At 38.7% G+C, this 12,854-nt stretch carries 16 protein-coding genes, 2 tRNA genes and 1 pseudogene; all 19 read left to right on the forward strand.

Annotation, left to right across the window (positions count from 1 at the left end):
- Positions 1-6 precede the first annotated feature (6 nt).
- The 19 genes and pseudogenes from pstB (at position 7) to CEQ75_RS06695 (ending at position 12,854) form a co-directional block, all read left to right on the forward strand.
- Positions 7-759: a phosphate ABC transporter ATP-binding protein PstB gene (gene pstB / locus CEQ75_RS06600; RefSeq protein WP_089609621.1), complete on the forward strand. Its 753-nt coding sequence runs from the start codon at positions 7-9 to the stop codon at positions 757-759.
- A gap of 26 nt (positions 760-785) precedes the next feature.
- Complete coding sequence (gene phoU / locus CEQ75_RS06605; protein WP_089609622.1) at positions 786-1,439, forward strand: phosphate signaling complex protein PhoU; 654 nt, start codon at positions 786-788, stop codon at positions 1,437-1,439.
- A gap of 101 nt (positions 1,440-1,540) precedes the next feature.
- Positions 1,541-1,750, forward strand: coding sequence for a hypothetical protein (locus CEQ75_RS06610; RefSeq protein ID WP_089609623.1), 210 nt, complete (start codon positions 1,541-1,543; stop codon positions 1,748-1,750).
- A gap of 68 nt (positions 1,751-1,818) precedes the next feature.
- Positions 1,819-2,505 carry a metal-dependent hydrolase gene (locus CEQ75_RS06615; protein WP_089609624.1) on the forward strand — a complete coding sequence of 229 codons (687 nt, stop codon included), beginning with the start codon at positions 1,819-1,821 and terminating at the stop codon, positions 2,503-2,505.
- A 98-nt stretch (positions 2,506-2,603) separates the two neighbouring features.
- A complete protein-coding gene (locus CEQ75_RS06620; protein ID WP_089609625.1) occupies positions 2,604-2,753 on the forward strand; it encodes a DUF1540 domain-containing protein in 150 nt (49 codons plus the stop codon).
- Between the two features lie 19 nt (positions 2,754-2,772).
- Positions 2,773-2,979: a hypothetical protein gene (locus CEQ75_RS06625; RefSeq protein WP_089609626.1), complete on the forward strand. Its 207-nt coding sequence runs from the start codon at positions 2,773-2,775 to the stop codon at positions 2,977-2,979.
- Between the two features lie 123 nt (positions 2,980-3,102).
- Entirely contained in the window at positions 3,103-3,270 is a 168-nt protein-coding gene (locus CEQ75_RS06630; protein WP_089609627.1) for a DUF1540 domain-containing protein, read from the forward strand.
- A 47-nt stretch (positions 3,271-3,317) separates the two neighbouring features.
- Positions 3,318-3,524, forward strand: a complete 207-nt coding sequence (locus CEQ75_RS06635; protein WP_089609628.1) for a ferritin family protein — start codon at positions 3,318-3,320, stop codon at positions 3,522-3,524.
- Between the two features lie 25 nt (positions 3,525-3,549).
- The gene (locus CEQ75_RS06640; protein WP_089609629.1) at positions 3,550-3,819 is read left to right on the forward strand and encodes a spore coat protein; all 270 of its coding nucleotides are present in this window, start codon (positions 3,550-3,552) and stop codon (positions 3,817-3,819) included.
- 162 nt (positions 3,820-3,981) lie between these two features.
- Complete coding sequence (gene nth, locus CEQ75_RS06645; protein WP_089609630.1) at positions 3,982-4,659, forward strand: endonuclease III; 678 nt, start codon at positions 3,982-3,984, stop codon at positions 4,657-4,659.
- Positions 4,659-6,104 carry a S41 family peptidase gene (locus CEQ75_RS06650; RefSeq protein ID WP_089609631.1) on the forward strand — a complete coding sequence of 482 codons (1,446 nt, stop codon included), beginning with the start codon at positions 4,659-4,661 and terminating at the stop codon, positions 6,102-6,104. The genes nth and CEQ75_RS06650 overlap by 1 nt, the downstream gene beginning before the upstream one ends.
- Positions 6,105-6,603: 499 nt before the next feature.
- A complete protein-coding gene (locus CEQ75_RS06655) occupies positions 6,604-7,401 on the forward strand; it encodes a hypothetical protein (protein ID WP_089609632.1) in 798 nt (265 codons plus the stop codon).
- Positions 7,402-8,152: 751 nt separating this feature from the next.
- On the forward strand, positions 8,153-8,782 hold the full coding sequence (locus CEQ75_RS06660; RefSeq protein ID WP_157677353.1) for a hypothetical protein: 630 nt from the start codon (positions 8,153-8,155) through the stop codon (positions 8,780-8,782).
- Positions 8,783-9,022: 240 nt separating this feature from the next.
- Positions 9,023-9,433: a hypothetical protein gene (locus CEQ75_RS18280; RefSeq protein ID WP_157677354.1), complete on the forward strand. Its 411-nt coding sequence runs from the start codon at positions 9,023-9,025 to the stop codon at positions 9,431-9,433.
- 22 nt (positions 9,434-9,455) lie between these two features.
- On the forward strand, positions 9,456-10,082 hold the full coding sequence (locus CEQ75_RS06670) for a hypothetical protein (RefSeq protein ID WP_157677355.1): 627 nt from the start codon (positions 9,456-9,458) through the stop codon (positions 10,080-10,082).
- 489 nt (positions 10,083-10,571) lie between these two features.
- Positions 10,572-10,943 carry a BlaI/MecI/CopY family transcriptional regulator gene (locus CEQ75_RS06675; protein WP_276327729.1) on the forward strand — a complete coding sequence of 124 codons (372 nt, stop codon included), beginning with the start codon at positions 10,572-10,574 and terminating at the stop codon, positions 10,941-10,943.
- A gap of 277 nt (positions 10,944-11,220) precedes the next feature.
- A pseudogene (locus CEQ75_RS06685) lies at positions 11,221-12,317 on the forward strand (M56 family metallopeptidase).
- A gap of 376 nt (positions 12,318-12,693) precedes the next feature.
- Positions 12,694-12,769 (forward strand) — tRNA-Val (locus CEQ75_RS06690).
- Positions 12,770-12,777: 8 nt separating this feature from the next.
- A tRNA-Asp gene (locus CEQ75_RS06695) sits at positions 12,778-12,854 on the forward strand.

Genomic DNA, 12,854 nt, shown 5'->3' on the forward strand with positions numbered 1-12,854 from the left:
GATAAAATGGGAAAAATAGATGCGCAGAAACTTGATTTATATTATGGTAGTTTTCAGGCTTTGATTAATGTTAATTTAACAGTTGAGGAAAAGGGTATTACAGCCTTAATCGGACCTTCCGGATGCGGTAAATCCACTTTTTTACGGGTTTTAAACCGCATGAATGATCTGATCCCCGGGGTTCGTATTGAGGGTAAAGTTTCAATGGATGGAAAAGATATCTATGAGAGGTCCGTTGATGTTGTGGCATTGAGAAAAAAAGTAGGTATGGTTTTTCAGAAACCTAATCCTTTTCCCATGACCGTTTACGATAATATCGCATATGGGCCTAAAATTCATGGCATCAAGGATAAACGCAAGCTGGATGAAATCGTAGAGCGAAGCCTAAAATTGGCGGCATTGTGGGATGAAGTTAAGGATCGTTTGCATAAGGCTGCTCTAGGTTTATCCGGCGGACAGCAGCAAAGACTCTGTATTGCCCGGGTGCTTTCTGTGGAACCGGAAGTATTACTGATGGATGAACCTACCTCAGCGCTGGATCCTATTTCTACCATGAAAATTGAGGAATTAGCCCAGGAATTAAAAGAAAAATACACAATTGTCATTGTAACCCATAATATGCAGCAAGCAGCGCGAATTTCTGATCAGACGGCTTTTTTCTTAACAGGGGAAATGATTGAATATGGAGATACAGATATTATCTTCACTAAACCCCAGGACAAAAGAACAGAAGACTATATCACCGGCCGATTTGGTTGATCATATGCTAGGGAGGAATTTGAAACATGGTAAGGGAGAATTATGATAGTCAATTGAAGGAATTACGCCATCAGCTGCTGCGTATGGGTAGTCTGGTAGAAGAAGAGATTACCGGATCGGTTTCTGCTCTTGTGAATCGAAATGTTGATTTGGCGCAGAAGATAATTGCTGATGACGATGCGGTAGACAATTTCCATAATGAAATTGAAGATCTTTGTTTGAGATTAATTGCTACCCAGCAGCCGATCGCCAAGGATTTGCGCAGAATTGTAACAGGACTAAAAATTATCGGTGAGTTGGAGCGCATGGCGGATCATGCTGTGGATATTGCTAAAATAACCCTTAAAATTGCTCCGGATCCATTGATTAAGCCACTGATCGATATCCCCCGTATGTCGGAATATGTACGAAAAATGGTACGTAACAGCTTGGATGCTTATGTGAATGAAGATGTGGCCTTGGCTGAGAGCGTTGGGGCAGATGATGATTTGGTGGATCATTTGCACAATCAAATCTTTCGGGAATTATTGACCTATATGATGGAAGATGCCTCAAAAATTTCCCAGGCTACTCAGTTATTGTTTGTAAGCCGCTATTTGGAGCGCATCGCTGACCGGGCTACGAACATTTGTGAATCTGTTATCTATCTGGTCACAGGAAATAGACAGGAAATTAATTGAATTAGCTTTTATTTTGATAAGACTGGCAAGAAACCTTCTGTTTTTGCATAACAATAGATTGTAGCATCATCTTGTTATGCAAAGTATGGGAGGGGCACGTCATGGTGGATTTTTTTCGAAAAAAAATGTGCGGCTTATTTGGTGGAAATAAATTTTCCGCCTTTTTATGTGAACTTCAGAAAATTGCCCGGATGCTGGTGTTTTTTGCTACGGTTGGCCTTTTTTTGTATGCCTTAATTTTCCCTCATTTCTGGATTATTCTTATTCTTTTTATGCTTTTTTTGGCGCTTCTGGCCTTAAGCCAGGATTGATTGGCCATAGATTTTTTTTCGCGGAATTGTATAATGATGGTAAACATTGTTGTGAAGAGGTGATATTTTTGAAAATCAGCTATTTAGGACATGCCTGCTTTGTTCTGGAGGGGAATAAAAAAATCATCATTGATCCTTTTTTAACGGGAAATCCCATGGCGACCAAGAAGGCTGAGGAAATTGAGGCAGATTATATTTTGGTCACTCATGGTCATGGAGATCACTTGGGGGATGCCATAGAAATCGCCGAACGCTGCCAAAGTACCATCATTGCCCCCAACGAATTAGCAGTATTTTGCGGTCAAAAAGGGGCCCAGATACATGCGATGCATATTGGGGGAGCTCATGACTTTCCCGGGATGAAGGTAAAACTCACCCAAGCTTGGCACGGATCTGCCCTCGTAGACGATGAAGCAATTATTTTTACCGGTAATCCCTGCGGATTTTTAATTTGGATGGATGACCGGTGTATCTATCATGCGGGGGATACCGGTCTTTTTGGCGATATGGAGCAAGTGATCGGTAGAAATCATCAAATTGATCTGGCTCTCTTACCCATTGGAGATAATTTTACCATGGGTCCGGAAGATGCGGTCCATGCTGCGGAATGGATTCAGGCGGACACGGTTATTCCGATGCATTATAATACCTGGCCATTGATTGAGCAGAATCCCTATTTATTTAAAGAAGCAGTGGAAACAAAAACAAAAAGCAAATGTCTTGTTTTAAAACCGGGAGAGAGTATACAATTATAAATGAAATTGATGATCATGCGCAGAGAAAATTTTCAAAGCCGCATGATTTTTTTATTTTGGGGAAAGATAAGAAAGATCATTGTTGGGAGGTGAATTAATTGGGTCAGATTAAATGTGTGGTGGAAGAATGTAAGTATAATCAAGGTCAAAAATGCCAGGCTGGGGAAATAGAGGTTCGTTCCAGTGGAACCATGTCCGTTCTAAACTCCGAGGGAACAGCTTGCGAAACCTTTGCTCCCCGGGAATAGTTTAAAAGGAGGTGCCGGTTTGGAACCTGATAAGCATGATTTTTTAGCAAAATCACTTTTAAATGAACAGGAATTGGTTCGGGATTATCAGAGATTTGCCATGGAGGTACAAGATCCGGAAATTGAAAAAAGCTTCCGTCATTGGGCGGAGGAAGATGGCTTAAGAGCCAGAAAAATAGAAGAATTTTTACACAAATTACAAGGAAATCATGGAAAAACCCGTTAATGCGGGTTTTTCCTCTTATCAAGGGGTAGTGTGGAAAAAAATAACAAAATAAAGCCAATTGAATCAGGCCATAATAGTAAAGTAGCATTGAGCATTAAAAATTATTAAAAATGAGGTGGAAAAATGAGAGTTGAAAAAGGTGATACTATCAACCGGGTGAAGTGCGTTGTCAATAGCTGTGAACATTATTACAATGGGGACCATTGTACAGCAAGCACCATTGAAATTCAGCCTCAAAATGCTTCCAATTCGGGAGAAACTGACTGCGCTACTTTCTCTCCTAAAATGTAAGGAGTCGAGAAACGCGGTAAAAATTATTTTAAGAGGGAGGTATAAGAATGTCTCAACAATTATCCCAGAAAGACTTAATGTATTTAACAGATCTTATGAGCATTGAAAAGGATCAGGTACAAATGTTTCAGGATGCGGCGAATCAGGTGACGGATCCTCAATGTAAACAGATGTATCAGGATATATCCACGATGCATCAAAGACACTTTGATACCTTGAATCAACACGTCACCCAAGGAACAATGATGTCCTAAAAAGTGTAGAAAGGGAGGAAAAGAAATGCCTCAAAAAGATAAATCTATTGCTTCTGAATGTTTATTGCATCAAAAATATTTAGCTGATTCCTACACCGGGATGGCGAGAGAAACAGCTTGTGATGCCTTGTTTACCGACGTATTAAAAATATGTCAGGAGGAATTACAGGCCAACCATCAAATTTTTAATTTTATGAATCAGCAGGGATGGTATCAGGTGCAAAATGCCGATCAGAATCAGATCACTCAGGCCCAGAGTCAAATTCAACAAATGCAAAGCCAAAGCATGCAATAGTAATAGAAAATGAAAACATCAAAAAATCGCAATGAAAGATTGCGATTTTTTGATGTTTTTTCATTGCAATCATGGGTGCCAGGGTATACCATATAATATAAACGGATTTTTATAAAAGGTTAAAAAAAAGAAAGGAAGGCAAAAATTCAGAAGTAAAATATCATGAAAAAAACAACACAGCATAATAAAATAATCACAGGCCTCGATAAGGTAAAACAAGACATCTTGGAAATATTAGAAGAAACTTATCAAGGAACCTCTACCGCTTTAAACTTTTCTACTCCTTTTGAATTGATGGTAGCTACCATCTTGTCGGCCCAAACCAATGATAATCAAGTGAATAAAATTACCGAATCTTTATTTAAGAAATATCGGACACCTCAGCAATTTTCCACACTTCAACCGGAAGAATTGGAACAAGAGATCAAGACTTGCGGTCTATATAAAAATAAAGCGAAAAATATCATTGCAGCCGCAAAACTAATCCAGGATCAGTTTGACGGTCAGATTCCCCAAACCAGGGAAGAATTAATGCTCCTGCCGGGAGTGGGGAGAAAAACGGCTAATGTTATTTTAAGCAATGCTTTTGGCATTCCCGCTTTTGCTGTTGATACCCATGTTTTTCGGGTTTCTGCCCGATTAGGCCTGAGCAGCGGCACCAATCCAGCAGTGACAGAAAGTGAACTAACGGCTCTGATCCCGGAAGAAAAATGGGGGGATGCCCATCATTGGCTGATCTGGCACGGCCGCAAAATTTGTATCGCCAGAAAACCCAAATGTTCATTATGTCCGGTGAATCAATTATGCCCATCGAATCAAGAGTATGAGGAGGCGAAATAATGAGAAGAAAACTTGGCAGGTATTTATTTTTGATTTTGGTTTTCGCATTCATATGTACAGGAACAGCTTATGGGGCGGATAGTTTGGATGAGGTCAGAAGCTTGATTCAAACACGTTTTTATCAGGATGTCAATGAGGATGTGTTAACAAAGGGCTCGGCGCAAGCCATGGTTGAGGCCTTAAATGATCCCCATTCATCTTATATTAGCCCGGAAGACTTTACGGATTATTTGTCTTCGCTAGACGGTAATTATGTTGGAGTGGGCATGTACATCAATGAGTCGAAAGGGCAGATCCAGGTGGTTCGCCCCATACCGGGCAGCCCGGCTGAAAAGGCCGGATTAAAAGAAAAGGATATCATTACCCATATCGATGATAAGGATATTAAAGGATTAACCTCCAGTGAGACGGCGGCAAAAGTTCGCGGACCGGAAGGAACTAAAGTTAAGATTACGGTCATGAGAGGTGGTCAAACACTTCATTTCACGGTGGAAAGGCAAACTATCGAAATTCCCAGCCTAGATTATCGATTGATTGGCACGGAGGTCGGCTATATTCAATTATACAGCTTTAGTTCTAATTCAGCACAGGAAATGTCAGATGCTCTTCAGGATCTCACTGACCAGGGCATGGAAACATTGGTCTTGGATTTAAGGGATAACCCGGGAGGGTTATTAAATACAGCTGTGGAGATTTCAGCTGATTTTGTGCCCCGGGGGCCGGTGGTCCATGTAGTACAGAAAGGAGACCGGGAATATACCTTAAGAACTTTTAAAACACCCTACGGAATTCCCGTGGCAGTACTGGTCAATGAAGGCACAGCCAGTGCGGCAGAGATCTTGGCAGGAGCCATTCAAGATGCCAAAACCGGGGTCATTGTGGGGTCTCAAACTTATGGAAAGGGAAGTGTGCAAACGATCTTTTCTTTAAGTGACGGTGGCGGCTTAAAACTAACGACGGCCAAATACTTAACAAGAGGCAGGCAGGATATCAATGGAAAAGGCTTGACGCCTGATATTATGGAAGCAGATGAAAACAAACAATTTGAAGTGGCAGTAAAAAAACTAGGCAGTGAAATGCCCTTGTTTGATGTTCAAATGGCAGTAGGATCAAAATTAGTTTTTGTGGACGATCAAACCTTTGAATTGCCTGTATCTCCCTATATGGAAAAAGGTACTGTAATGGTGCCATTGAGGCAAGTGGCCGATTACTTGGGCGGGGATGTACGTTGGGAAAACGGTACCATAGTGTTGGCTTCTCCTACCGGCAATTATAAAATTGATTCTGTATCTAAGGTTATCAAGTCTGCCCAAGGAGAAATTTTGGGCCAAGGTGCCATCAAGGAAGGAACCACTATGGTTCCGGCACGTGTTTTGGCAGACATGATGGGTTTTAAAATCGGCTGGCATCAAAAAGACCAGATGATTTATTTATACGATGAATAATAGCAAAACACCTAAAGCGCTATCCTTACTGGATGGCGCTTTTTACGATATTAGCGCGTTTTAGTTTTGCTGTTTTAATACTACAAAAGACTGGGGGTGCGCCCTCCTTCTGAAGGAGGTATACCTATATTCGTGGAGTGATAGAGAGATAATATGGTAATATTGACATAGATAGAGGGAGGCGGCATAATCAATTATACAGAGATTTAATAGAAACAGTGTGACAAATTTCAACCGCATTTAACATAGCGCAGAATAATAAGACATGAACGAACTTCAATACGATCTTTCTTCTGGGAAGACGGAACGCAATTCCATTTCAGCAAAAATCAACTGTTATTTCACGAATAATCAAGATAGAATTAAGTTGGTTTTGTGATCCCCTAAAATCAGTGTTACGATCTGCTAAAAAGATCATAGAGAAATGAAAATAATACTAAATGCTAGGGAACTAGGAGAATTTCTTTCAGACAAGCAAAGCAAAGAGAGGAGTTTATCAATGAAAAGAATATATGTACTGAGCACCTGTGTTATGATAAGTATATTTTTCCTTTCCTCCTGTGCTGAAGTTCAGCCATACCAGCAATATAGGCAGTCTTATCAAAAACTATTGAAAGAGGATTCTTTTATTGTAGAAAAAAAAGAAACTTTAATAACATCACAGAAATCATTCGGTACTTCTAAAAATATAAGCAACATTAATAATATGGAAGGAACCTTTCGGTATGTGCGTAACAAAGAAGAAGATATGCTTATTGCCAATGTAGCTTTTAATACTATGGATGGCACGCCAACGATACTGAATTATTATAACCGTGGTGGTTATCTATATTCGCAGAACATTACTAATCCGGCAAAAAATTTCCGCAGTCAACAAAAAGCAGATAATGTAATAAATACAGTTCTTGAGGGTATTATCGATATCCCAAAGGATGTTATAGCCAAGCAAAGTGTTCGCAGCACATCAGAAGGGAATTGGATTACATTTGAATTGGATAGTGAAAAGTATTACGCTGCTCGCTTTCCAGAAACTTACGCTGAGTATGGTTATGGCGGACTTAGCTATTACCGGGAACAGCCGGTTTATACCGTGCTCCTTGATGCACAAGACCGGATCAAACAGGTTGAAGGAAGCTTTTGTACTGTAAACTCCGATAATTCAGGATTTACCTGGGATCAAAACTACACTAACACTTTTACCCAATACGAAGATGTGAAATTGGATTTTCCTGATCTTCATGAGTCAGAGTTTCCGCTTCTGAAGGAACCGGACGAATCATGGGGACAGACTCCCTGATTTCAAAGGGCAGATCCAGGTGGTTCGCCCCATACCGGGGACGGTGGAAAGGCAAACCACTTTTACACCCCAAATCGACAGATAGTACCTAGAATCCCGCTTAAAATTTATAACTACGTTTAAGTACTAACTTGTATCGCACTGAAAGCCGTGTAAAGAGGAAAAAAATACTGCCCCCTTCAGAAGGGGGTATACTTATATTCGCGCGGTAATAAATAGACCATAAAATGATATTGACATAAATAGGGTAAGACAGTATAATCAATTATACAAAGATTTAATAGAAAGAGTGTGACAAATTTCAACCGCATTAACATAGCGCAAAATAATAAGATATGGACGAACTTCAATACGATCTTTCTTCCGGGAAGACGGAACGCAATTCCATCTCGGCAAAAATCAACTGTTATTTCATGATTAAGCAAGTTTAAATTAAGTTGGTTGCATGATCTCCTAAAACCAGGGTTACGGTCAGCTAACAAGATCATGGGTAAACGAAGTTTATGCTAAATATCAGTGATGCAATATACTAGAAAAGCAGCCTTATATGAATTACATTTGGGGTGCCACGGAGACAAGGTTGTTAACACCCCCCCAATAAATAACTAAAAAAGGAGGGGATCAAAAAGGTTGTTGCACTTTTTAAAGTATAGTTGCTTTTTTGTTTTTGACAGATATTTGAAGCCGTAAAAAATTTTAAAAGAGGAGTTTTGAAAATGAAAGGAATAAAAAAGACAAGCTATTTTTTATTTTGACTTTGGTCATTGCTTTAGTGTTTTGTAGCACCGGTATTTTGGCTGCTTCAGCTGAAAGTAGTAGCACAAACATTTTAAATGAAATTGATATGCTATCAATAATTGAAGGTGATCTTGAAACGCCTGAAGGGGATGAAATCAAGGGTCCATTTACACTTGATGAAATTGCAAAGGAAATGGCTACTATCGAAGGTATTTCTGTAAAAGATGCTCTGCAAAAACTTTCTTCAGGAAATGACAAAATTGAACCAAGTGGAGTATCTGATTATTATACATATACCAGAAGTGTTACTGTTACTTCGACTTATAAACCTAAACTTGTATTTTACTGCAATATAGTGAGGGTAGACATACAACCAATAATATTTTTAAAAATAGAGCATGCTTCCTTAAATAGATCTTATAATAGCACTAGCAAACAATTTGCAGGACATATTTATTATAATTTGGAAAACAACACAAGATTTTACTATGAATTAAATGGAGATTTTTATAACAATGGAACAACAACCTATACGGGTGGTGCATCCGTAAATGTTGGAGAATATGCTACAATTAATTTTAGTGTATCTAGTAGTAGTAATTTCTATAAATATTGCTATGATAGTGGGCGTATATATATATAATATAAAATCTAAGGAGAACAGTTTGAAAACAAAATTAAAGGGTAGCATTATTATAGGGGTATTAATAATATTAGCACCAACCATAGTGACTGGACGCCTTTATTATGGTGATGCAGGAAGCCTAATAGAAATTAGTTTCATAATTAGATGTATTTCATTTATAATAGGCTTATTAGTTATTTACGATGGGCTCAAGCATAATTCTTAAACTAAGCGGTGTTCGAGGTTGGTAATTGGCCGGTGTTGGGGATTTGTGCAGTCCATAGGGTAAAAGATATCAGCGGCGGCACCAGCAACTCTCCCGTTATTTCCTTTGGTACCGTTTTAGATATTATTGGCGTAGACATTTGGCTGCCTGACGGTCATGGCTACAAGGACAAATTTACTGTAGATGATACAGGCTTAGGTCGGAATAGGACAGATTATAGGATAGATATCTACTATCATAAAGATATTCCATCAGCAAAGCATATGGCGTCAAAAAACTTTCTTATTCCTATACAAACTAAATTTACAACCAGGAAGAAGGGAAGCAACCATGTCAAAAAAGAAAAAGTACGTCGGTATATCCTCTATTTTATTGATTGGTGTGGTCGTTCTATTGTACGCATTGTACGTTATGAAGATCGGCCCTTTCGACGGTTCTTCTAACAAAGTGGAACAGAATGCCCCAATGACCAGTAATAATGCCGACGAAAAAATAAGCGTAACCGCAATGGAAGCGCTGCGTCTAGGCTTTGAAGAAGCAAAAAAGCATGCTGGAGAAGAACCATTGCTTATTGACATGAGGAGCAAGGATAATACCAATGTTCCACAGGAAAAAACCGATGGTGCGGACGGGAAAAGGAACACGTGGTATCTTCGTTTTGGCAGCAAAAAGGGAAATTTTCGTATTTACATAACGATTGAAAATGGAAATGCCATCACGAATGATGTGAGAAAGGACGACAATAATTTACTTCGGAAAGGACGGTATACTATTTCCGATATTAATATTGATTCTCCTAAGGCAGTTAAACAAGCTATCGAAGAACTAAGTATGCAACCGGGAAATCCTGAAATATACAAGGGGTATAATTTTACAATCAGCGGATTTCAAACTGATCCCGACTCCTATGACACACGTTTGCTTTTAAGAGTTACAGGCATCTCACCGAATTCTCCCAATAGTGAGAATGAAAGCTTAAGAATGCACGCATTCTTTGATGGCAAAACAGGCGAAATGTTGAATGCCTCCGAGATGACTGGTTACGACGAGGAGGGACGTTCTATGTGGAGGTATATTGAGCCTAAACATTGAGGATGCCAGCCAATAAGTCTCCTAAATTTTTCTGTGGGCTCAAACCGTACCCCCTGGTTTCATCTTCCTTCTACCATTTAAACCAATATGCAATTGAAAGTGGCAAAAACTAGCCGCACATTAACCGGAAGGACGGTTATTAAGGAGTCAATCAGAAGTTTTGCCCCCAAAAAAGGCTCAACAGTCAAAAAATTATTGATTGATTGTTGAGCTATTTTTGTATCCCCTATTGGTCTTCCGCAAAATTTTTGATTGACACCAGAAGAAGGAAATCGCTGGCCAATATCCCCCCAAATGTGCTATTTTACTGATTCCCTAGAGTGATATTATCCCATCTTTAGCACATCTTGGTTTGGTTTTGACGAAGATTAGCCCGAAGAATTTTGGCTCTTCAGTACTGTATTTTCCCTTTACACATGGATCAATTCAGAAGTTGACATTAATTAATGATATTAGTATAATTTGAGGGAATGGAGGTAATTAAATGGAATTAACAAAAACGAACAAGAAATTATGGATGTACTTTTTAGAGAAGGAAGACCTCTCTCTCGAACAGAAATTGTGAAACTATCAGTGGATAAGTCTTGGAAGGATAGCTCTATCCACATATTACTTAACAGCTTATTAAAAAAAGGTGCAATACGTGAAGCCGGTTTTATTAAAACTGGTAGAAGTTATGGACGTATCTTTGAACCAACTGAGACCAGTGAAGATTATTATGCAGAGCTTCTGGCTAATGCTGCCAAAAAGACAAGTTTACCTCTGTTTCTTTCAAAACTATTTAATAGTCAAGATATAGGGAAAGAAACAATTCAAGAGTTAGAAAGTATTATAAACAAGAAAAAGCGGGATTTGGAATAATATGGGAAATAATGGTATTGGCATAAGCGTTTTTTCATTGATCATGGCAATCATTTGTTTTAATCTCCTTTTACTAGTGATTGCCTTTTTGCGTAGGAATACAATGTTGCTGGTAAAGAACAGTACCTCTGTGCTATTACTAATATTGCTACTCGGTATTATACGTCTTTTCGTACCAATAGATATGCCTAATGCTGCTGTTATTCACTCAGACAAAGTAATGCCCGGGATTCAAAACTTATTAGGTGAACAGTTATTTGGAGAAATCACCCTATGGATGGCGTTAGGAATTGTATGGATTTTAGGTGTTGCTTTTGTGCTGCTCAGGGCTTTTTTCAATCTCATTTTAGAAGTACAGCGAATGAAAAGATACAAGATCGTGGAGGATCCACAAGTAATACGTGTTGCCAAAGAGTTGAATCTGAAAAATGCAGTTATTGTGTGTTCCCCGGGGGTAGATGTACCTAAGGTTATTGGGATTTTCAAGGCGTATATTTATCTTCCGTCTTTAGCATTATACGATGAGGATCTAAAGTTGGTGTTACGTCATGAATACCAGCATTTAAAGGGAATGATTTCGAGATTAAAATTTTTTATTTAATGCTGTCAGCACTTTTCTGGTGGAATCCGGTAACACATATTTTCCAAAGAGAGGTTGATAATCTTTTAGAATTGAGATGTGATGCTGCAATTACAAATAAAATGGATAATGATCAACGTATCGCTTATTTAAATACCATTTTGAGTGTTATTAAGCAGACCATTCTAGGAAAAGCGAAATTTGTAGAAAGTGCAGCAAAATTGGTGAATCAAGACAATGAAGGATTTATTCAACAAAGATTTCAAGTGGTACTTTATGAAAATCAGTATAAAGCATCGAAAATAAAATTTGTAACATTTTTGACAACTATGTTTGTATTTTTACTTTCATATTCTGTAATTATTCAGCCTGCATACTATCCTCCAGAAAGTGATCTTAAGGGACAATTTGCAATTACAGCTGAAAATGCCTATATTTTAGTGCTTCAAGATGGAACGATGAAATTATTCGTTGATGACCAATTTATTGATACAATTGCCCAGGAAGAGCTTAAATCAAAACCCTATGCTGATTTAAAAAAATCAAGAAAGGGAATTGAAATGAAAAAATTATTATTTACTATGTTTCTGACTGCTATTATATCCACTTTTTTATTATTCACACCAACTTTTGCGGCTGAGCCTGTTTCTAAAATAAAACAAATCATTGGTCTTCCTGTTTTTATTCAAGCGGAACAAACCGAATGGTATTTCCGAACATATAATGGTGGTCTTCAGAAGCGCCTGTGGTCAATTACTTATGGATACTGGAAAACTGATTGGATAAATGTTTAAAAAAATACTTCCCCCTTCAGAAGGGGATATACTTATATTTGAGGAAAGTATAAAATGAAAAAACCATCGGTGACTCCAGATTAACTGGAAGGTGAGCTACATAAAAAAGCAGCATGTGTCCTCCGTGCCCATAGCACTCTCAACGCTATATCTATCAGACATCAAACGGGTTATGCATGATTTTCTGGTGATTACCTCTGATCTGTAACGACCTGTAACAAAATATCAGCAAGTTTTCCCTTTATTAGTTGACAAGGGGTAGGATCTCAGATATAATGTAAAAGCGCTTGAGAGAGTGCGACAAAAATTTTTCAAAGAAACCTTTGACAATAAGAGACAAATTGTGTATACTATAGCTTGTGTCAAAGAAACTTTTGGGTGATTAGCTCAGCTGGGAGAGCGCCTGCCTTACAAGCAGGATGTCGGCAGTTCGATCCTGTCATCGCCCACCATGAATCAAGGAACTGTGGTGTAGTGGTCTAACATGCCGGCCTGTCACGCCGGAGATCGCGGGTTCAACTCCCGTCAGTTCCGCCA

The sequence above is a fragment of the Dehalobacterium formicoaceticum genome (genome assembly GCF_002224645.1).
GTDB lineage: Bacteria > Bacillota > Dehalobacteriia > Dehalobacteriales > Dehalobacteriaceae > Dehalobacterium > Dehalobacterium formicoaceticum.